General features: G+C 53.9%; 14 protein-coding genes. 5 read left to right on the top strand and 9 right to left on the bottom strand.

Features of this window, described 5'->3' with window-relative positions:
- Positions 1-43 precede the first annotated feature (43 nt).
- On the bottom strand, positions 44-766 hold the full coding sequence (locus R3C20_12280) for a sugar transferase (GenBank protein ID MEZ6041280.1): 723 nt from the start codon (positions 764-766) through the stop codon (positions 44-46).
- A 310-nt stretch (positions 767-1,076) separates the two neighbouring features.
- Complete coding sequence (locus tag R3C20_12275) at positions 1,077-2,858, bottom strand: sulfatase (GenBank protein MEZ6041279.1); 1,782 nt, start codon at positions 2,856-2,858, stop codon at positions 1,077-1,079.
- A 301-nt stretch (positions 2,859-3,159) separates the two neighbouring features.
- On the opposite strand from R3C20_12275, the gene R3C20_12270 reads away from it, so the two are divergent.
- A complete protein-coding gene (locus R3C20_12270) occupies positions 3,160-4,776 on the top strand; it encodes a family 16 glycoside hydrolase (GenBank protein MEZ6041278.1) in 1,617 nt (538 codons plus the stop codon).
- Between the two features lie 236 nt (positions 4,777-5,012).
- Here the strand turns inward: R3C20_12270 and R3C20_12265 are convergent, their stop codons facing one another.
- A complete protein-coding gene (locus R3C20_12265; GenBank protein MEZ6041277.1) occupies positions 5,013-5,948 on the bottom strand; it encodes a hypothetical protein in 936 nt (311 codons plus the stop codon).
- A gap of 300 nt (positions 5,949-6,248) precedes the next feature.
- Here R3C20_12265 and R3C20_12260 point away from each other — a divergent pair, with 300 nt between their 5' ends.
- The 4 genes from R3C20_12260 to R3C20_12245 all read left to right on the top strand — a co-directional run bounded on the left by R3C20_12260 (position 6,249) and on the right by R3C20_12245 (position 10,651).
- A complete protein-coding gene (locus tag R3C20_12260) occupies positions 6,249-8,891 on the top strand; it encodes a heme-binding protein (protein ID MEZ6041276.1) in 2,643 nt (880 codons plus the stop codon).
- 333 nt (positions 8,892-9,224) lie between these two features.
- Complete coding sequence (locus R3C20_12255; protein ID MEZ6041275.1) at positions 9,225-9,416, top strand: hypothetical protein; 192 nt, start codon at positions 9,225-9,227, stop codon at positions 9,414-9,416.
- Positions 9,417-9,505: 89 nt separating this feature from the next.
- A complete protein-coding gene (locus R3C20_12250) occupies positions 9,506-9,661 on the top strand; it encodes a hypothetical protein (protein ID MEZ6041274.1) in 156 nt (51 codons plus the stop codon).
- Positions 9,662-9,664: 3 nt separating this feature from the next.
- Positions 9,665-10,651: a hypothetical protein gene (locus tag R3C20_12245; GenBank protein MEZ6041273.1), complete on the top strand. Its 987-nt coding sequence runs from the start codon at positions 9,665-9,667 to the stop codon at positions 10,649-10,651.
- Between the two features lie 5 nt (positions 10,652-10,656).
- Here R3C20_12245 and R3C20_12240 read toward each other — a convergent pair whose 3' ends face one another.
- From R3C20_12240 to R3C20_12215, 6 genes are all read right to left on the bottom strand, one after another.
- Positions 10,657-11,850, bottom strand: coding sequence for a right-handed parallel beta-helix repeat-containing protein (locus tag R3C20_12240; GenBank protein ID MEZ6041272.1), 1,194 nt, complete (start codon positions 11,848-11,850; stop codon positions 10,657-10,659).
- A 56-nt stretch (positions 11,851-11,906) separates the two neighbouring features.
- Positions 11,907-13,517 (bottom strand): WGR domain-containing protein, encoded by a 1,611-nt coding sequence (locus R3C20_12235; protein ID MEZ6041271.1) that lies wholly within the window; start codon positions 13,515-13,517, stop codon positions 11,907-11,909.
- 41 nt (positions 13,518-13,558) lie between these two features.
- Positions 13,559-15,493 (bottom strand): reverse transcriptase domain-containing protein, encoded by a 1,935-nt coding sequence (locus R3C20_12230; protein MEZ6041270.1) that lies wholly within the window; start codon positions 15,491-15,493, stop codon positions 13,559-13,561.
- A 31-nt stretch (positions 15,494-15,524) separates the two neighbouring features.
- Positions 15,525-17,225, bottom strand: coding sequence for a hypothetical protein (locus tag R3C20_12225; GenBank protein ID MEZ6041269.1), 1,701 nt, complete (start codon positions 17,223-17,225; stop codon positions 15,525-15,527).
- Positions 17,226-17,969: 744 nt separating this feature from the next.
- Positions 17,970-19,754, bottom strand: coding sequence for a hypothetical protein (locus tag R3C20_12220; protein ID MEZ6041268.1), 1,785 nt, complete (start codon positions 19,752-19,754; stop codon positions 17,970-17,972).
- Between the two features lie 93 nt (positions 19,755-19,847).
- Positions 19,848-20,255 (bottom strand): hypothetical protein, encoded by a 408-nt coding sequence (locus R3C20_12215; GenBank protein MEZ6041267.1) that lies wholly within the window; start codon positions 20,253-20,255, stop codon positions 19,848-19,850.
- Between the last annotated feature and the right edge of the window lies 1 nt (position 20,256).

The raw sequence follows: 20,256 nt of genomic DNA, 5'->3' as shown, positions 1-20,256 counted from the left end.
TTTGTTTTGCCTGGTTGCAGTCTGTCTGGTTTTCAGCGGCCTGTTAAGCGGCTCGCCTGAGATCAGGAGCTGAGTCTGTTCGAGATGGATCCGTGTGAACCGATCCGCGTTCCGCATCTTTGTTTCGAAGTTGTGCCAGCTGCGGTGGTTCCGGGAAGTCTTTGCGTCCCATTGCTTTTTGAGCCAGTGTCAATGCTGTGCGAAAAATGATTCCCAGGTCTCCCACCATTGTTGCACGATCCTGATACTCCAGATCAATTGCCATCTTCACGGGCAGGAGCCGTGTGACATAGAACTCTTCGGCTTCTCCATCTGCCAGTAATTGTTCGCCGTGCGTGTAGTAGCAGATGCTTCCGGGGCTCGAGAGACCTGGTTTGACCGCCAGAGAACGGAGATAATCTGGTGTGTAATACTTTTCAACGATATCCGGTGCTTCAGGACGAGGGCCAATGATCGCCATGTCGCCTTTCAGGACGTTGACGAGTTGAGGGAGTTCATCAATCTTCAATGCTCGCAGAATGCGACCCACGGTAAATACGCGAGGATCGTTCGACGCTGTGATGGAACTTCCGGCCACCGTGCGGCAATGCATGGTGCGAAGTTTGTACATCGTAAACAGTTGCCTGTTTCTTCCAACTCGGTTGGCTTTGTAGAAGACGGGGCCGGGGCTCGACAGGCGTATGCCGATCGCCGCTGCAAGCATGATGGGAGCGATCAGAAAAAGGGCAGTCGCTGCTATGGTGATGTCAAACAACCGTCGGGCCATGACGTCTGCTTCCGTGCGGGATGAAATTGATGAGCGTCAAATCGAACTCGGCTTCATTGCCAAACTCGTCGGGCCGCGATTCTACCGCAGCTGGCCGGATGATGACCACAGAAGTTTTTCACCAGACTCTGCCCGAAAACACGGTGCGTTTTGGTCCCCCACCGTCCATTTCTTCTGATTTTTCGACTTCAGTACAGGCATTCTTCCTGCATCCGATCTGCCAAAATCTCGCCCCGATCATTCTTGTCTTCGTTCTTCAGGGTTGCATGGGCTGGGCCATTTGGCATCGCATGACAGAGGAGCACCTGAATCAGGGCGATTTTTTGTTTTTTCGTAAAGCTTTGCCGCTCTTGTTGCCAGTTTTTCCAGGTTCATGGGTCGGATTTGGTACTGTTGGCATCTGCGCATTTACGGCCTGCTGCCAGGCAAGCAGATCCCGAATCAGCTCGTCGCGTTTTGTAGCGTCCGAAGATGCGAGGTTGGTGTGTTCTCCCTGATCCTTCGCGATGTTGTAGAGTTCCACAGCTTTGTTCGAAGCGATCTTCTCGTGGCCGCCATCCAGCTTCCATTCTTCATGGAAGAGATGCAGCTTCCAGTCTCCCTTACGAATCACAGAGACAGGCCGGGTGCGGAAACCAAGCTGAACGTCACCTTCTCGTCCGCGAATGACAGGGCCATCAAGGTAACCGGGAAAATGCCAGAAGACAGACTTCCGCGTCAGAGGGCCAGCCTGGCTGAGCAATGGACGCAGATCTTCGCCATCCAGTTCCTTTTCAGGAGGAATCCCAGCGGCAGCAAGAAATGTTGGATACAAGTCGACATTGATCACCGGAACGCTGCATTCTGAACCTGGTATTGTGACTCCGGGCCACCGGACGATGAATGGTTCCCGAATGCCGCCCTCGTAATAGCCTCCCTTGTTGCCACGAAGCGGTTCCTGCGAAGATTGTTGCGTGCCACCGTTGTCACTTGTGAAAACAACCAAAGTGTTCTTCGCGATGTCTAACTGCTCCAGTTTCGCCAGCAATTGTCCAACGCCCGCGTCCAGATCATAGAGGCAGGCTGCATACATGGCGTGGCTGTGCTGCTGCCCTTTGGCCTTCTTCTGGAATTGTTCGAGCGTTTTGGGTCTTGCTTCCAGGGCTGTGTGGATGGCATGGTGAGCGACATAGGCAAAGAATGGTTTGCCTTCTGTATGGCTTTTTTCCATGAATTCCCCGGCGGCCTTCGTGATTGAAAAGATGCCCTTTGGATCATCAGGTACGTCACGTTTTGCGTTAGGGTTACCACCGCGAGAATCAAAGACAACGTCGAACCCCTGTTCTTCAGGTTTCGCACCGTCCGCTCCACTCAGGTGCCATTTGCCGAAAATCCCGGTGGCGTACCCGCCGCCTCGAAGTGCATCTGCCATCGTGATGTTATCGACTGCCAGCCCCGACTTATTCGGGATTGAGACCAGTCTTTGTGATCGCTTCGGGCCCCGATCTGTACTGCCAACGGCATAAACGTGATGACGTGGCGTGTACGTTCCTGACAAAAGGCATGCCCGACTCGGCGCGCAATTGCCCGCTGCCGCATAACCATGATGAAAGACCATTCCTTCCGTTCTGAACTTGTCGATAACGGGCGTTTCGTAAAAGTCCGTCCCGTTATAGCCTACATCCCGCCACCCCAGATCGTCTGCAAAGATCAGGAGGATGTTCGGTCGTGACGTCTGCTCTGCAGCGTTTGTACGCATGTCGTCGACAGTGCAGAGGCACGTAATCAGGCCAAGCAGCCAGAGAACACGCAATCTCGCCTGAGGGCTTTTTTGATGGTGATCTTCCACGTTGGTGTGCTTTGTTGGTGTCAGCTTCATTGGCTCGTGCTGCTTTCCGTTGGGGGCGGTGCATTCGGGGGGAGTGAAGGAAAAATCTGTCGGTAGAGTAGGGACGTTGATCCAATCCGCAGAAGATTTCAATGGACAGCGATTGTGAGTCGCCGCCAATAACAGATTCCCGTCATCCATCCGATCCCGGACTCGCGGTAAAGATCGATTACAGAGCTGTGCCCTGCGTTGAATGCTGACCGACTTGCTGCGTTGCTTTGGCATGGATTTTCCCTGTGACAGATGGATCGTCGCACCGTCTGCCATGTCGCATTTCTGCCGCGAGGAATGGCATCTGCGTAGCCTTGGTTGTGGAGAGAAAACCGGTCGAAGAGATGGGTCTCGAAACCCGTCCCAATCGTTCGAATGAAAATCCGGGATTCGTACATTTTTGGAAAGTGATTTGGGTGACCTTTCTGCCCTGTGAATGGCTTTGATTTGCGATGGCTGCCCGGGTGAGCTTCAATACGAGGCAAACTGCCAGGTTTGTTCTTTACGCCCCCCGAAATTTGGAGCCCACCTCACTATGTCTGCATTCAGGTTAATCACCCAATTGACGATCGTGGTTGTCTTATCGTGTCTGGAAGCCAGAACGAATGCCGAAACGCCAACACCCCCCAAAGGCTTCAGGGCCATCTTTAATGGCAACGATTTGACCGGTTGGTACGGCTGGAATCCTCACTTGTCTGCGAAGCTGGAAGGAGAAAAAAAAGAGGCCAGCCTGGCGCAGCAGCGAAAAGAATTTCCAGGCCATTGGCGGATCGAAAATGGTGAGCTGGTGAATGACGGCCACGGTCCCTACGCCACAACGGAAGAAGACTTTGGTGATATCGAGCTTCAGCTGGAGTACAAGACTGTTGCAGGAGCGGACAGCGGGATCTATCTGCGCGGGACACCGCAGGTTCAGATCTGGGATTGGAATCAGAAGTTTGATCCACGTCGTCCAACACGACTGCCTCACATGGGTTCCGGCGGACTTTTCAATAATACGCCGGGGACACTTGGGCGCGACCCTTCGCTGGTTGCTGACAAGCCGTTCGGTGCGTGGAATCAGTTTCGGATTCGTCAGATTGGTGCCCGCACCTGGGTCTGGCTGAACGGCCGCGCGGTCGTCGAAGGCGCCATCATGGAAAACTACTGGGATCGAACTCAGCCATTGCCGGAACGCGGTCCCATCATGCTGCAGACGCACGGTGGTGAAATTCGATGGAGAAATATCTTTGTTCGAGAGATCTCAAAGGCTGAAGGTCAGCGAGTGCTTGCGGCATTCAATCCCCTGCCAGATCCTACGGCGTTCGATGTTTCGTATGGTCCTCACGTGAAGCAGCGCATTCACTTCTGGAAGGCGGAATCAGAAAAGCCGACGCCATTGTTGTTTTTTATTCATGGTGGAGGCTGGCAGGGTGGGGGACGTTTGTCGGGCCTGACAAACGTATTGCCCGAAATGCTGAAGAACGGGATTTCCGTCGCCTCTGTGGAATATCGATTTATCAAAGAAGCGACGGAAGATGGTGTGGTTCCGCCAGTCAAGGCGCCGTTGCATGACGCTGCCCGGGCGCTTCAGTTTGTGCGAAGCAAAGCAGCCGAATGGAATATCGACAAAGCACGCATTGCAGCATCGGGTGGATCTGCAGGTGCCTGCTCCAGTCTTTGGCTGGCCTTTCATCCGGATATGGCCGATCCAGCCAGCGAAGATCCTGTTGCCCGTGAATCGACCCGCCTGCTTTGTGCGGCAGTCAATGGGGCTCAGACAACGCTCGATCCGAAGCAGATGAAAGAATGGACTCCCAATAGCCGTTACGGCGGGCATGCATTTGGTTTTGCTGGTGATCCTGCAAAAAAACTGTCTCAGTTCGATCAGTTCCTCGCCGAACGTGACAATATTCTTCCCTGGATTGCAGAATACTCTCCCTACGCCCTCGTTTCGTCTGACGATCCGCCCGTCTATTTGTACTTCAGTGCTCCGCCCGCTTTGGGGCAGGACCAGAAGGATCCAACCCACACCTCCAACTTTGGTGTGAAGCTTCAGGAACACTGCTCCGACAACGGAGTCAAGTGTGAACTGGTTTATCCCGGGGCTCCTGATGTGACGCACGAAACGACCACCAGCTATCTGATCAACGCGCTGACGGGAGATCCGTAAAGGGATCCGGATGGTGATGTCCTTCAGAACAATCAACTGAAGATTGCAGTGTCATCACAGCACAGTGTCATCTCAACACAGTGTCATCTCAACGCAGTCGCATCACGATGCAGTTGCATTGGTTGAAGGAATCCTCCGAAACTTCGCCATTGCCCGTCGACCTGATCTCGGCGGGCAATGGAGCGAGGCAGTTTCGAATTTGGAACGAAACCGGAGACTGTGCCGCTTGCGGCGATCTACTCGGCTTTGATCAATTTGGGTTGAACAACAATGGCCACTCTTCGGATTTCCTGCCCGCTTTGTGTAATGGTCAGGGTGTAATGTCCTGGCTTTAACTTGTCTGGTTGCATGGTCTTGACACATTCAAACCACGCCTGATTTCCATCCATCAGGGAGTGAACGATTGCAGAATTAATGATGACTTTGGTGTCTGTCCTGACAATACGAGCCTGAAGTTTCGGGCCCCGAATTTGACCGGGCTCTACTGGCTTAGCCGGAAGCCTGCCGCAAATCGAAACAGCATCTCCCTGTTCGATCCATACCGGGAAGTCATCATACACGTCTGCAAAAACATCGACGCGAATATTCGCTTCATAGCGGCGAGGTGGATTCTCCAATCGTTTGGCAAATTGAGGCTGATTGTTCTGGTCAACAATCCAGTACCAGGAGTCTTGATAGACCTGAGGGAATTCTGCAATGGACGTCCGCAGGCGAAGCATGCCATCCGGCCATCCTGCAGGCGGTGCGCTAATGTGGAAGATGGATGTCAGACTGTCTGTTTCTGATCGCATCACACTGAATTGGATCGCAAAGGTCTCTTTCCCTGTTTGCAGGTCGATGCCGTGTCCTTCAACAACGATTTCACACTTTAGCGGCTGGTCGAGGGTGGCCACCACCGCCAGACCCGCAGATTTGTATGCATGATCCGGCCTGGAGAATGAGCTTCCGGCCGGGGCCAGGACAGGCAGCTGACCCATACGGAATTCGATGGGAGCGAACGGCAGATTTGCTTCCTGCAGTCTGTCGAATGCAGGGGGAGCTTTTGCGTCGTCCCGTTGTCTGGCAGCGGGTGTCGGAGACTGTTGTGTGACTTCCTGGCCAAACGCCGGATTCCGAGCGGCAGAATCCGATGATGCAATTGCGATGCAGAGGGGTACAACAAATCGCAACATACGAATCTCCTGTTTGCCAGATTGTCTTCTGTTGTCGTTTCGAAACATAGTTGTTTGTTTGCAGCTTCGACAGTCGAATTGCCGGGAGTGATGTTATCGCGGGCAAAATGGCAGTTTGTGTTGACGCCGATCCTGCCAGGTATTGACTCGCCGTGAGGTGCGGGTGGCGGTAAACTGCGATACATAGTGACAACGCCCGAGTCAGGGGACACCTGTTTGCGGAATCTGCTCATCGCAGCGGGACATCTAATGTCCATGAATATTCGTCAACCTGTTTCAAAAGCACACCTGGGAAAAGAAATGATCTTACGCTCTCCATTCACCTTGCTGGCCAGCATCCTGCTGGCTTCTGTTCTGCCGGGAATTTCTGTCGAAGACTGTCGCGCGCAGGAGAAAGCGACAAAGCAAAAAACGGCAAAGAAGGCACCCCCAAAACGAGAACAGAAGGTGGGACCGGCGATTGGCGGCAACAAGGCAACGCCCATCGATCGCATCACGGCCGCCAAAGGCTTTCAGGTCGAATTACTGTATTCTGTGCCAGGGGAAGATCAGGGTTCGTGGGTAAATCTGTGTACCGACAACAAAGGTCGGTTACTGGTGAGTGATCAGTTTGGCGGTTTGTATCGCATCACACCTCCGGCGGCTGGCCAGTCTGTCGAGCGATCATCCGTTGAGCGTGTTCCAGCGGATATTCGTGCTGTCAACGGCATGGTTTGGGCGTTCGATGCCTTGTATGTGGGTGTCAACGATTACGAACAGAAGATTCCATCCGGGTTGTATCGTATCACGGATAGTGACGGCGACGACCAGTTGGACAAGGTTGAGTTTCTGCACGAAGTGAAATCCAGGGGTGATCATGGCGTTCATGCTGTTGTTCCCACACCTGATGGAAAAGCTTTGTATCTGGTGACGGGCAACAACACGACGCCACCACCATTGGCGGCAACGTCTCAGGTCCCCCAGGTCTGGGGAGAAGATCATTTGTTGCCAAGCATGCCGGATGGGAGAGGTCATAACCGTGGTGTACTGGCTCCCGGCGGCATCATTTATCGAGTTTCTCCCGACGGCAGGCAGTTCGAGGCTTACGCGTCAGGATTTCGGAACGTCTTCGATGCGGCGGTCAATCGTGATGGTGAATTGTTCACCTACGACGCCGATATGGAATACGACTTTAACACTCCGTGGTATCGACCTACTCGGATATGCCTGGTAACCAGCGGGGCTGAGTTCGGATGGCGCAATGGTGCTGGCAAGCGAATGCCCTTCTATGCAGACAATCTACCGGGCGTGCTGGATATCGGACCAGGATCACCTACCGGAATGGCGTTTGGTTACGGCGCTAAGTTTCCAGCTCGATACCAGAACGCTTTGTTCGCTCTGGACTGGAGCTGGGGCAAGTTATACGCCGTTCATCTGGAACCGGACGGATCTTCGTATAAGGCGACCCGAGAAGAGTTTGTCACAGGCGCGCCGTTGCCCATTACGGACGCAATTATCCACCCGGGTGACGGGGCGATGTATTTCACAATCGGCGGCCGTCGCGTTCAGTCCGGGTTGTACCGTGTCACCTACGTGGGTGATGAGTCCACAGCGCCAGCAGATCCAGCGCCTTCGGTAAGCGAAGCACGCAACACGCGCCATCTTCTGGAATCGTTTCATGGTCACCAGGATTCTGCAGCAATTCAGACGGCCTGGCCATACCTGTCTGACGATGATCGATTTATTCGATGGGCTGCTCGCGTTGCTGTTGAGCATCAGCCGACCAGCGAGTGGGCCGACAAGGCGTTTTCGGAAGAAGATCCCGCCAAACAGGTTGAGGCTTTGTTGGCTCTGGCACGCGTTTCAGGGGTTTGTCCGCAGCATCGGAAAGACGACACTCCCGCCGTGAACAAAGAGATGCGGGATCAACTGTTGTCGGCAGTTGTCGCAATCGACGCCTCTTCTCTGGAGCTGCAGCAACAGCTGACCCTGCAGCGAACGATTCAGATCATTCTGAACCGATTCGGCCGGCCGGATGATGTTATGGTGCAGAAGCTGATTCATCGTTTTGATCCGATGTTTCCATCAACATCACCCGAGCTGAACTGGTTGTTGTGCGAAACGCTGGCCTGGTTGCAGTCTCCAACAGTCGCAGAAAAGGCCATTGCATTGATGGCTTCAGCACCGACTCAGGAGGAGCAGATGCAATATGCCCGATCTATTCGGTTGTTGACGGCCGGGTGGACACCGGAAACACACACCGCCTACTTCGAATGGTTCCTGAAGGCCGCCAATTACAAGGGAGGGGCCAGCTTCGACAAATTTATTGAGTTTATTCGAACAGATGCTGTTGCATCGCTGACGGAAGCAGAACGAGAATCCATGGCTGACTTGCTGGCAAAGAAGCCCGAGAAAAAATCGGCCCTGGAGAATCTTGGGGCTGTGTTTGAAGGTCGCAGTGAAACCAAATGGACGCTGGATGAGCTGTCAGCGGCAGCTCAGTCTGAGATGACCGGGCGTGACTTTGGTAATGGCCAGAAGATGTTCGCTGCAGCTGGTTGTTATGCGTGTCACCGATTCGGCAGTGTGGGGGGAATGACAGGCCCGGACCTGACGTCCGCGGGCCGACGGTTTTCTGCGCATGACCTGCTCGACCAGGTGCTGAACCCAAGCAAAGTCATCAACGAGCAGTTTTCGGCAATCACGGTTCTGACAGAAGATGGACTGACACATACCGGTGTTGTTGTAAATCTGAATGGTGATTCGATGACGCTGAACACGGATCTGACCGATCCCAATCAACGCGTCAATATTGATCGGAAGCAGATTGAAGAACTCATTGTTTCAACGACCTCTCCGATGCCCGCCGGGCTCTTTAATCGGATGACAAAAGACGAGATTCTGGATCTTATGGCTTACCTGATCAGTGGGGGAGATATGGCTCATGAGTATTTCAAACAGTAGGATCTGACCAGTTCAGGGGCAGGCGGGCGCAGGATTTGCGGAAACGCGATTACGCCCGCTTGCAGGCTCCGGCAGGTTACCCGTTGACGAATTTGCCTCCCTTTCAAGGTTAGCTATCCGTTGAAAAACCGGGACAGGCAAGCAGGACGACTGGAAACCATCATGTTTTCGGGTCTCCTGCTCGAGCCAGTCCCGTTTTCCAACAGGCGGTTTGGATCCCAACCGCCCGGCATCCGCGTCGAACAAACCGCCTGGACCGAGTTCAGGTTTCCCACGAACAAACGATTCTTCGGCCACGCCGTGCATCGGTCGTTCGTCCGTCGGAATCCGATCGTGTGTCTTCGAGTCCTTCAACAGGAAGTGGAAGGTCGCGGCGATCAATCCAAAGTTCACGTGATGAATACGAAGATTCGATTTCGGCAGGTGTTTGGCTGGAGTCTGATACGGTTGCTATGTGGGAACTGGTTGTATGAGTTACTATTCCGCTGGCAAACGTGGTTGACGGCCGGATACAACGAACGATAGGAGCTTTCTTACCCGGCAGTTCGACCGTAGACGCTGTCTTGAAGTCGAATTTCACCCTCGCACAATCCAACTCAGGCAGGTTCATTGTTATGCCGGAAGCACCCGTCGAAACACCAACCGAGACTCCCCGGACTCGACCTGCACCTGATGAACCGGAGACGCGTCCAAAGGATGACCCTTTCAATCCTCCGTGGCCACCCGGGCGTCAGGAACCTCAGCCAAAGGCCATGGTCAAGCTCCAATAGGCCATGACTGAAAAATCGAACGAACATTCCGTTTGGCACGACGACTTACGATCGGAGATCAACAAGCGTTTGACTTTGAATCTGTTGATTCAGGGAGCAGCAGCTCACACTTTTATGAGTGCAAGTCACCTGGTCAGAAGGGAACTGGAACAGATTCATACGGGACTCACCCATCTTTACGATCAATTCGCGATTGCTGGACAGCTGAACTACAGCATTGGTGATATTGCGGTTCTTTACGGTCGACCAAATCGATGGTGGGGTTGGTCCTCTAAGCCACAAAAGCCGTTTGAAAACCATTTATTGCTGGCGACTCGCGGAAATCTGCTGGCCCGTGAGGAAGTGCGCCATTTGCGGACAGAAGGACGACAGAAAGGCGTCTCCGGAATTCCGGTATTGAGCTGGATTCAGTTGCTGCGATTGACGCTGAAGCTGGTGCGGCTGGAAGATGGCCATGCCGGGCTCCTTCAGGACCTTGCAGTCCGCGCCGTTTCAACAATCTGGGATCTTCCTGAAGAGCGGCTTGATGCGACGATGACTCGCAATGTGGCGTTCGGCAATCTCATGCCCACAACCGGAATAAAGGCAAAGATCGCTCGCCAGACCGCCGTTGGGTACGGTGGGGTCGAACTTCGTGGAGATCAGTTCATCGTCGTGGCACGTGCCTGGTTCTTTCCACTGCTGATTCATGAACTGGTGAAGGGAACGATGGAGTTGATCTGTCTTCGTGGTCTGAGCTCACTTGATGATTCCACTTACCAGGCGGTGATCAGTGAAGCCGATCGAATCGAGTACGAACCCTGGCTGCTCCAGGCCGGCCCGGCGATGTGGCGAAGGCTGCTCAGCGTGGTACCGCGGAGCGTCCCCTTATCTCGCACGATCATGATGATTGCTCAACTGGATCCCATGTCGCTCGAAGAACTTATGCTGCAGGTGCTTGATGATCCTCAGCAGGCGACACGACGATTAGATCAGTTAACCAGCCAGTGAGTCCGTCACTCCTGAACCGCTGTGGCCGGTATGGACTGGTCGTCCGTCACATCAGACGTGCAGTCCACAACCAGGTTCGAAGCAAACCGAAGATTTGAAGGCGAGTTGCGAAGTTCGATGGCTTTGGTGGTCAGGCCGGAAAAGACGTTGCCGCTGATTACACAGTCCCGGCAGCCATCGGCCACCATACCTGCAGCCGCCAGATCGTTCTCCGCACGTTTGACCAGCTTTGGTCCCTGACCAATGTGACTGTTGCTGAAGTTGTTTCCGGTCACCGTGATGCGACCACTATTTGGCCCAATGAACAGAGCATCTGTCTTCATGATGGTCAGAGTGTTGGCACTCACCGCACAACCGTGGGCATCCAGCAGGCTGATGCCTCCGCCATTATGAGCGATGACGTTGGCGCTGAGAGTAATTCCATAGCAGTCTCGATCCAGCGTGATGGCAATTCCATTACATTCCTCAATCATATTACCTGACAGAACTGATCCGTACGTATTCTCAATCAGCACACCTTTGCCCAGGTGATCATCCAGATTATTTCCGTTCATACAAAGATTGAAGCTGTCGATGCAGTGCAGGGCATCCTGGTTTTCCTCAAAGTGATTTGCTGAGATCACGATGTCATGGCAACCCAGGAGATGGAGACCGGTTCTTGCGTTGTAAGTGATCAGGCAGTCGCTGATACGCGGGTCCTCATAACAGTGATTCAGGTAAATTCCGTTTCCGCCGCATTTGGTGACGGTCACACCCTGCACGAATACTTCTTCTACATATTCCGCCAGAATTCCATCACCGGACTTTGGGTTTCCTGTGATGCGCAGGTTTGAAATATTGGCACGCCAGAGTCTCGCCTCTTTTTTTACCTTCGTCCGGTCGGGGTGGGCAATCAGAATGGCAGGTTCTCCGGATTCATTGCGATTGATCAGGTTTGTGGCCGGTCCACTGCCTTCGATTCGGGTATTCGTGGTGTGGATGTGCAGAGGTGCGTCGAGGTGCCATTCTCCGGGCGGTATTCGAACCATTCCGCCGGCCGCCGGCACCGCATCCAACGCCTGCTGCAGGGTCTTGTATTTTGAGGCATCAATGATGGATGTCGAGACGGGAAGAACATCCGGCGGAGTCTGCTGAGCGAATAACGCAGGCAGAAGACTGGTCGTCAGCAGCAGAATGGGGGCCGGAAGTTTCTTCAGCATGAATCAGGTCTCCGAACAGAATCTCAGCAATGTATCTGGAAATGTATTTCGCCTGGTCAGACTTCGAATTCGGCAAGGTAGCGAATTTGGTGCTGGGCCGTGTCAAACACGATATATTCATTGTTCTGCACGCCTGATGCACCGGATTTACCAAAGATACAGTGATGGTCATCCGGTGGGCCGGTGTAGCCTCTGGCTCCTGGTGCGACAAATGGATTTCCCAGGACGACGTCCATTGCAAACATGAATGCACCACGACTGGCGACTGCTCCGCTTCCGCGACTCCAGTAGCTGTTGTGAAGACTGGTGTACCCCGCCGATTTTTTCCAGTCGTCCGCGAAGTACAGTCCCGGGCCAAACATGGCTCCCGTAATAACAACACCGACCAGGGTCTTGGGAAGGCGAAGCGATTCTTTCATGATGCCTCGAACGTTAACACTTCGAGTACCGTGAAACAGCAATGCAGTATTTGAATCTTTGTATCGCTTGCGATCTGCCGTCGCGAGATCGGTTCTGGTCTTCGGCTGGAACAGAGCTCGTTCAGCGATTTTAGGCTTCGCTTCGATAATCTTTTTCTGCACCGGCGGTAGTTTGTCCTTGTCGTCGTGTCGATCGACCTGCCAGATGTTCCGGATCTTCATATCCCCGATGTAGGAATGGCGGTTTGCGGTCGCCGTTGGCCACCATTTATAGAGGTACTTGCCAAGTGTTGATGTCGGTGAAATCCATTCCATATGAAGATTCAGTTCGTCCAGCGGATTGACTTCCGCCTCATTGTTCTGGTCGATATCTGTCGCGTACAGGGCGGATTCGAAGGCATCCAGATCGTTTTGCCATGCGAGGATGTTGTCTCTGGTCAGCAGCCATTCATGAGCTTCGGCATTGCGGGCTTTTTTCTTGGGGATACGGCCATACATCATCTTTGTCATCTCGAGAAGCTCTTTGTCCTTTACCTGCTTCTTTACATCATCACCAACCTTGATCAGGCGGTTTTGAGCTTCTGAAAGAATAGTGCGTGCTTCATCGATTGCTGTTTGAGTTGGGATACTGCTGTCGGCCATGCTGCCGCGCGTATATGCGATCGTCGCGACGCTCAGATCACGCAGCAGGTCTCGCGTCTGCTGATCGATCTTCACGCCTTTCTTTTTTGACGATTTGCTGCCAGTGCCTTCGGTTGCAGCAGGATCTGCCTTTTTGTCTGTCTTTGCCCCTTCGTTAATCTTGATGCTGCGTGCATCGGGCAGGCCGGTACTTCGAGTTGCCATCGGACGAACCAGATAGCAGTCTTTTCCCGCGCGCGCCCGCAGGGTTCGAAGTCCGGCAACAGTGACCCATTCACCCCGGCGATCATTCTTGGAATGCAGCTGCGATTCAAATTCTCTCTGTGCGTCCTGTTCGGTGCTGCATTCAACAAACTGAAAACTGGGCGACGCTGCTCCGGTGCGACCCCATTCAAAATAGGCGTACCATTTCTTGCTGGTTCGATGCTGGACGACGGCGGCGTGGTAGTACTTGTTGCTGTCTTTACCATCCTGAGTAAAGCATCCGAGGTCTGCGATTTTGACGGCGTCGAATTCGCCATCCCGAGTCGCCGGAGGCCCAAAACACTGAAAGTCTGATGGTCCACCCTGTTCAGGATACGCGCCTTTTGCCAGCTTTGTCCCCACTGCTTCCGCTCCTTGTTAGATACCGAATCTGCGACCGCCCATTACGACACATTTGCCAGTTGTTCTTTCAATCTTGCAGCGATCTCGGGGCGAGTCATCGAAATGAAACTAATGTACCCGTCCAGATAGGCCCGAAAGTTAGGGTGGCCATCTCTGTTTTGTGATTCCAGTCCCTCCTGCTGGGCGCGATGCAGGATCGCACGGATCTGGCGAAGTTTTTTACGGGAGACAGAGGGCTTGTCGTTGACCACCAGGCCAGTCACGATCTGCGCCGTGTTTCTTCGCAGGACACGATTCTTCTTTTCGTTGACGACCAGACCTTCGTCTTCAGCAATGTGTCGAACGCATGCCATCACCCAGGCAACATTCGTATCAAAGTCGCTGCCACCTGAAAATGTCAGGTCGTCGGCATAGCGAGTGAACACGAGATTGTGTTTGCGAGCCAAACCCTGCAAACGCCTGTCGAGCCGCTTTACAACCTGATTCGAAATGGCCGGACTGGTACAGGCCCCCTGGGGTAACCCGCGCGGGCCACAAGCCACATGGAAGACTTCACCGGACCAAGTCACTGTTCTCCTTGGACATTCGGTGCACAGGAGTGCAAGAATGGTAGCGACACTGCCAGAGTATCCGATTGTCTGGAACATTCTTCGAACACGTGGGTAGGTGATACCCGGGAAGAAGTTTTCCAGATCCATATTCAACACAACCTGCTGCCCAACGTGAGGGCGAGCATTGGTGAGGATGCTTCGGTTGGGCACAAAGCCGTGAGCACAGTCTTCCACGGGCAGACGAGACACGACTTCGGCCAGAATCCATTGCTGGACAGCAGCGATGCGCCGGTGAGGTGCACTTAAAATTCGAACACCACCGGACTTTCTGGGGATCGTGAAGTTGACGTAATGCGTTCGACTCGCGACGTCTGAATGAAACGCCAGCCAGCGAAGCTGAGGCACAGTGATGGACAGTGCGTTTGCCAGGTCGGAGGGAGTTGACATCACCGGAAGTCCTGCTGCCTGCAGCTTGGTGTCGTCGCTTGTGCGATCGCCAAGTCTCGAGGAGACACCTCGTCCTAAAAAGACGATGTCATTCGCTTTTCGATCGGCGACCGCCTGGCGATGCAGTTGCTTTCGGAGAGCCGCCTCTTCCTTCTTCTGTTTCTTCAAAGCAGCCTTGCTCTGCCGTTCCTCATCGACAGCGGCCTGACCAGCCTTTTGAGATTTTTGATTGATCAGTAACTGGTCCGGCCGGTACTTGTCCATTTCCGCGCCAACGCGGTGGATTTCCGTAAGCTGTTCGGGGGTCAGCAAACCCTGCGTCAACATTGCTCGATCGATCAGTTTCGTTCGATCGTCTTCTACAGGTGGAATCAGATCGCGACGCCCGAACCAGGGACTTCCCCAAAGATTGGTCTTCTTCGCTTCCGACAACAGGTCACTTCGACTAATTGGCAAGTAGGCGGATGCATCCAGGTCGATGGTTATGGGGGGGCGTTGCTTCGGCGTTCTCAACGGTTGTGAGGGAACCTGAGCCCCGCCGGATGCCGGATGATTCGAGGGTGTGCCGGGGCTGCGTCCCTGGCCGAAAAACGCTCCGACGATGCGTTGAAAGAATCCCTTTCCGCTTCCGGACGCAGCAGAACCCGGGCTTGGCGACCCTGATTGTCCGCTGTTGGTGGCGGGTTTGGCTGCTGATCCTGTCGATGGCGACTTATACGTTCGGGGATCCTGGTTGAAGTGGTGATAGACCAGCGGGCGCGTATCCGTGCCGATGTCGACAGCGGTCCGCTGCCAGGCTGCGCCAAGAATTCCATCCTGAAACATCGAGTGGACAACGTCGCGAACCTCACCATGCCGCGCGACGACGCCCTGATTGCGGACGGCCAGCGTTACATCGTAAGCGGTGAACATTGTCATTGAACGAACAAAATCAAGCACCGCCTGTTGAACTGCGTTGTTCGTTTGTGCGTCAGCCATTCGTCAGATCCTGATGAGTCGTCGAAGAACTTTACCTGCCGAACATCCTGAACCAACCTTCCAGTGAATCAGCGGGACCACTCTTGAGCAAGTGATTCCTGAGTGTCTGCAGGTGCCGACATGGACCCTTGCGGAGACCATTCCTGAAGTGATGTGAGCAGTTGCATTTGCCACGGACTATTCGACTGTCCGCATCCAGAATCAGTTCAATCGTGCGGGGACTGCCCCAGCTCTCTTTGATGTTTCCCACGACAACTCGAAGTCCGCCACTGACAACATCATCCCGGGTCGTCGTGATCTTTGCCGCTTTCAGCAGTGCTGCCGCCGCGGTTGTTTCGGAGTCGTCCTGGCCGACCTGTGCTGAGGTGAGTGGTACTGGCATGACCTGCCGCCATCGATAGAGGTTTGCTGGCAGGTCCTGAATCACCTGACCGAGGAGCGCGAGGCGATTCAATCCCGCGGCCAGTTGTGCGGGTTGCATTCCTGTGGATGACTGAAGCTGAATGAAAGAGCGTGCCGGATCAATGACAAAACCCTGAGCGATGGATTTCAGGGAATCTTCAGTAATTTCACCCGGCGGAGCCAGTTGTTGAAGTGCCGATGCCCCCGTCCAGTCATTGGTTGTCCAGCCGCTCAGTCCCAGGACCATCCGCATCTCACCCATGTGAATGGCCCAGAAGCTGGGCAGGCCGGAACCAGTCAGATAGACATCCGCGTGGTCGGTCAACGGAAGAAGGCGTGCCAGAACCCGCAATCGGTCGCGTCCCCAGACTCGAATGGATTCTGCTCTCGCTCCCTGATAGGGCTGGCCGTGCAGTTCAATTCGCTTCTCCCAGGGTTCCAGGACAATTCGGGCCGGTCTGCCGGGTTCCAGTTCAAAGCGAATCGCGCGAGGGCTTCTGGCCGCTCGATGCCGCTTCAGGAATGCAAGGACGGCATAAAGTCCTTCACGACTGACGGGAACTCGCCGCAACGGGAGACTCATTGCTGACTGTAACTGCATGAAACCTCGCAGCCAGCTGTTGGGCAGATCTATCTTTTCTTCACGATGTCCTGTGGTGTCTGTCGTCTGAACTTCGAATCCTGATGGATCGACCTCAAATCGTGTTTCACGATAACTGCGCAAGGTCTGAAAGTGTTCATAAAGCGACCAAGTATAGTCGACGTTCGTTGTTCCGACTGCGACGTCCTGTTCGTGGTCGAAGCCGTCCCGCATGACGGTCAGGCAGCCGTAACTGCTTTCATCGGCGCTGAAGCACTCAAAGAAGAGGGAATCATTTGCGACGGTGATCACAGGGTCGCAAGGCATCAGGAGCCGCCAAAGTTCTCTGTCGTGTCGCAGCAGGTAATTCGAATACTGCTGGCGAGCCTTCCAGTAGAGATTCCGCTGCTGAAAAAACTGACCTTCCAGATTCGGAGGCATCGGGTCGCTTTGCTGCGAGGTCAGTTCTTTTTTTGTCTGTTGATATGCTGAGCTTCGAATGGCGGATTCACGTGCGCGTTCTCCGGCTTTCCATTCTTCGTAGGCGGAATGATCCTTCGGCTTGTAACGCAGATCGTTGATGACGATGTCGTGAAGTGCTCCGATCGCCTCTCGGAATCGCAGGGGATCCCGGAGGCGTCCACTGTAACTCACGCGGTCTCGTCGCAGGTTTGGAGATAACGCAATCTGAACCCCAAAAGCCCCCTGCACAACCGCACTTTTCTTACGATAGGCAAAAGACATTTCCATGGGGACTGGTTCCTGTCGGCGTTTGAGATGAGGCTGAGGCACGTTCTGTGGCGGATGCCGAGTGGTGAAAAAGGCGGGAAGGAGATGAACAGTACCGACTTCGAAGGGCCGACCGGAGGCGTTCACTCAAGCCACCCAGTCACCTGGTGTGGCCTAAATATGTTGCCCCAGTTGCCACGCCAGGTGACTGGGTGGCGAACGAACAACGACTCCGGGAAAGCATGTGAAGGCAAACTCGCACCACGGCGGAACACCGCAGCAAATTAGTCTCGGTAGTTGTTCAATCTCCTTCCCGTTGGTCGGTGTATCGGTTTTCTGGCTGGGTCTGTTGTTCGGCTGGTCCGCTGACAGGCTGGCTCGAAATGTCAATTCAACTTGAAAAGTATCCACCTGAAAAGCAGAAGGAGGAGAACGGTACCGACTTCGAAGGGCCGACCGAGGGCGTTCACTCAAGCCAGACACGTCATTGTGCTGGTGAAAACCTCGTTGCTCCAGTCGCCGGCACAATGACGTGTCTGGCGAACGAACAACGACCTCGGGAAAGCATGTGAAGGCAAACTCGCACCACGGCGGAACACCGCAGCAAATTAGTCTCGGTAGTCGCTCTTCCTCCTTCTGTGTTTCGTTGTCTGATTGATGATTGATCTTCGACCGTTCAATTCACAAATTCAACGGTCAATACTCTGAAGGTTAGTCGTGTAGTTCTCGACATTCTGTTTGCTCTTTGCAAGCTCACCAGGGCGATTAAGTCAGGGTGAGTTCAGGAAACGCGGCCGTTAATTCTGTGCGTAATGCTGGTGAAGTTTCGATCAGACGAACCAGTCCAGTCAGTCCGGCTCGCCATTCCGTCGATCGTACGGAGCGAAGAGCTATGGACAGCAATGGTAATAAAGATTCGGTTTCGGAAGGATTCTTCGAAATACGATCAATGATGGATGCGACAATCCCCGGCTTCTGCCGTCCCCCGCGATGGACGTTCAGCAATACACACGCCCAAAGGTGCCGAACCAGATCGGGGTCCAGATTCTTCTGGCGAAGAAGAGGTTCTTGGTCTGGCCTGTTCGCTTCGAATTCCAGCAGTCTCGCGATATGTAGTTGAATGTCGTCGTAGGGGCTTTCCATCAATCGCTGCCAGATTCGGGTGTCTCCGGAGAGTCGTTCATCACCCATCAGCCATGCCGAAGCTACCTCCCGAACATCAGGGTGTCGGCTGTCGAGTAGTTCAAGAATATCGAGTGGTTGAAAGTGTGGTGAATCTGTCAGGACCAGCTGAAGCCACGCGATGAGCTCGGGGCGAATTGCTTCGGCCTGTGCTTCGCGCAGCTGCAAGAGTGCCTGACATTCACCAGACGATGTCGGCGTAATCAGCTTCAGCCAGGCCATTCCGAGTCTGGCTACCGGAATCGGTCTGGCACTGGCAACCCGAACTTTTTCAACCAGCGACAACGCGGCCGGATCCAGTGTGGATTCGATCAAACTGCAAAGGCGGTCGAGAGAGTTTGGATTGGCCTGCTCCAGCAGTTCCATCCAGGTTTCCGTGGATACTGAAGCCGCAATCGTGCCAGCCTTCAGCAAATCAATTGCAAGATCGGAAAGTGATTCGTCTTCACTCGAAATCCATCGAATCAGAGAATCAACAGGCACCGAGTTCAGTACACCGGGATGCAGGTCTCTGATCATGCCAAGTGCCCATTGTCGAACGGGCCGACATCGGGACTGATCAAGTAACTTCAGCAAAGGCTGCCCCGAGATCTTCCATGCGTCAGCAAATGCCGGCGCCGGTTTCAGATCCCTGAGCGACCTGCCCTCAACAGGATTCCAGCCGCCGGGCGAATACCGAAGGACATCACTGTGATGGAAGAGAATATGCATCAGCGACCAGTTATCGATGAGTGCCAGTCCGTCCGCACAGTCCGCATCTGTATATCGAACAAGTGTTTCGCACATCGCGCTGATGTACTGCTGCGGATCTGTTTCGGCGAGTTTACGGAAGTATCGCCAGACTCGCCGGCGCAGATACTTGCGTGTCGCTACGGAAAATAACTGCAGGCGATCATGGGCCTTCTGATTGTCGGCCAGAATGATTTTGCCTGTTGAACGATCGATCCGCTGAACGTTCTTTCCACGGGGCATCATCGTGCCGTTTGGAACGCTGATTGTTTCCTCTGACCAGGATTCACGTCTGAACCATTCGTACCGCCATCGAGTTTTCTTCAGGCGGCGGACAGATCGATCAAAGGCCAGCAGGAATCGCGACAGAACCTCAGTGTCATTTGCTGCTTCGGCATTCTTGTAGAGCCGTTTGACCAGCGCTTCGTGTCGGTAAACATTCAGTGGTAGTTCAAGATACTGCAGCAACAGTTGCCGAGAGGCAGCTCGCTTGTCGTTGAACCATGTGACAGCAAACGCGCCCAGTCGATCAGCGTCGTGTATGGTTCGAAGTTCGTCGAGAAAACGAGGGTCACCGTTTTCCAGTAGTTCCTCCGCAAGAATCCATGATCCCTGCGGAATCGCCTGTTTCGCAGCCATGACCTGTTTGCTCCCCACCACCAGTGAAGTTGGATCGTGGTGCAAAGGCTGACGAATTCTTCCCGGGAGTTCAAGGATCGGCGATGGCTTTTGTTAACAGAATGCTGCGTAACCAAAGACGCAGGTCTGCCAGAGAAACACGATCGTCAGTCCATGATAGCCTGCTTTCAGAAAGGTATTTCTGAGGTAAGGCTTCGCATCGAAAAACAAAAGTTGAATGATCAGTCGAATGCCCCAGAAGATGCAGATGTACCCACACACGGCCCGAGCCAGGAGACTGCCATCGCAAAGCTGACGCGTCAGACACAACGAAAGCAGACCAAAGGCTGCGATGTTCAGCACGATGTAGCCACCGGCCACAATGACCCAGTGCCGAAGCATCGGATTCAGTTGCGGCAGTTCTTCTCTGAAGCGAAGTTCCCGTGGCACCTGTGCGCTGCCAAGCAGTGTGCCCAGGTGCAGGATGCCGGAAATAAAGATCAGCGTTTCCAGACTGGCCATC

The organism is Planctomycetaceae bacterium, from assembly GCA_041398825.1.
Lineage (GTDB): Bacteria > Planctomycetota > Planctomycetia > Planctomycetales > Planctomycetaceae > F1-80-MAGs062.
The sequence above is the reverse complement of the archived record's forward strand: the minus strand, read 5'-3'. Positions and strand labels throughout refer to the sequence as shown.

What these genes read in the sequence shown, in the direction of transcription:
- R3C20_12265 (MEZ6041277.1), bottom strand. Translation starts at nt 5,948, where the DNA reads ATGTTGCGATTTGTTGTACCCCTCTGCATCGCAATTGCATCATCGGAT.
- R3C20_12275 (MEZ6041279.1), bottom strand. Translation starts at nt 2,858, where the DNA reads ATGCCAAAGCAACGCAGCAAGTCGGTCAGCATTCAACGCAGGGCACAG.
- R3C20_12215 (MEZ6041267.1), bottom strand. Translation starts at nt 20,255, where the DNA reads ATGGCCAGTCTGGAAACGCTGATCTTTATTTCCGGCATCCTGCACCTG.
- R3C20_12280 (MEZ6041280.1), bottom strand. Translation starts at nt 766, where the DNA reads ATGGCCCGACGGTTGTTTGACATCACCATAGCAGCGACTGCCCTTTTT.
- R3C20_12220 (MEZ6041268.1), bottom strand. Translation starts at nt 19,754, where the DNA reads ATGGCTGCGAAACAGGCGATTCCGCAGGGATCATGGATTCTTGCGGAG.
- R3C20_12230 (MEZ6041270.1), bottom strand. Translation starts at nt 15,493, where the DNA reads ATGGCTGACGCACAAACGAACAACGCAGTTCAACAGGCGGTGCTTGAT.
- R3C20_12225 (MEZ6041269.1), bottom strand. Translation starts at nt 17,225, where the DNA reads ATGGAAATGTCTTTTGCCTATCGTAAGAAAAGTGCGGTTGTGCAGGGG.
- R3C20_12260 (MEZ6041276.1), top strand. Translation starts at nt 6,249, where the DNA reads ATGATCTTACGCTCTCCATTCACCTTGCTGGCCAGCATCCTGCTGGCT.
- R3C20_12250 (MEZ6041274.1), top strand. Translation starts at nt 9,506, where the DNA reads ATGCCGGAAGCACCCGTCGAAACACCAACCGAGACTCCCCGGACTCGA.
- R3C20_12240 (MEZ6041272.1), bottom strand. Translation starts at nt 11,850, where the DNA reads ATGCTGAAGAAACTTCCGGCCCCCATTCTGCTGCTGACGACCAGTCTT.
- R3C20_12270 (MEZ6041278.1), top strand. Translation starts at nt 3,160, where the DNA reads ATGTCTGCATTCAGGTTAATCACCCAATTGACGATCGTGGTTGTCTTA.
- R3C20_12245 (MEZ6041273.1), top strand. Translation starts at nt 9,665, where the DNA reads ATGACTGAAAAATCGAACGAACATTCCGTTTGGCACGACGACTTACGA.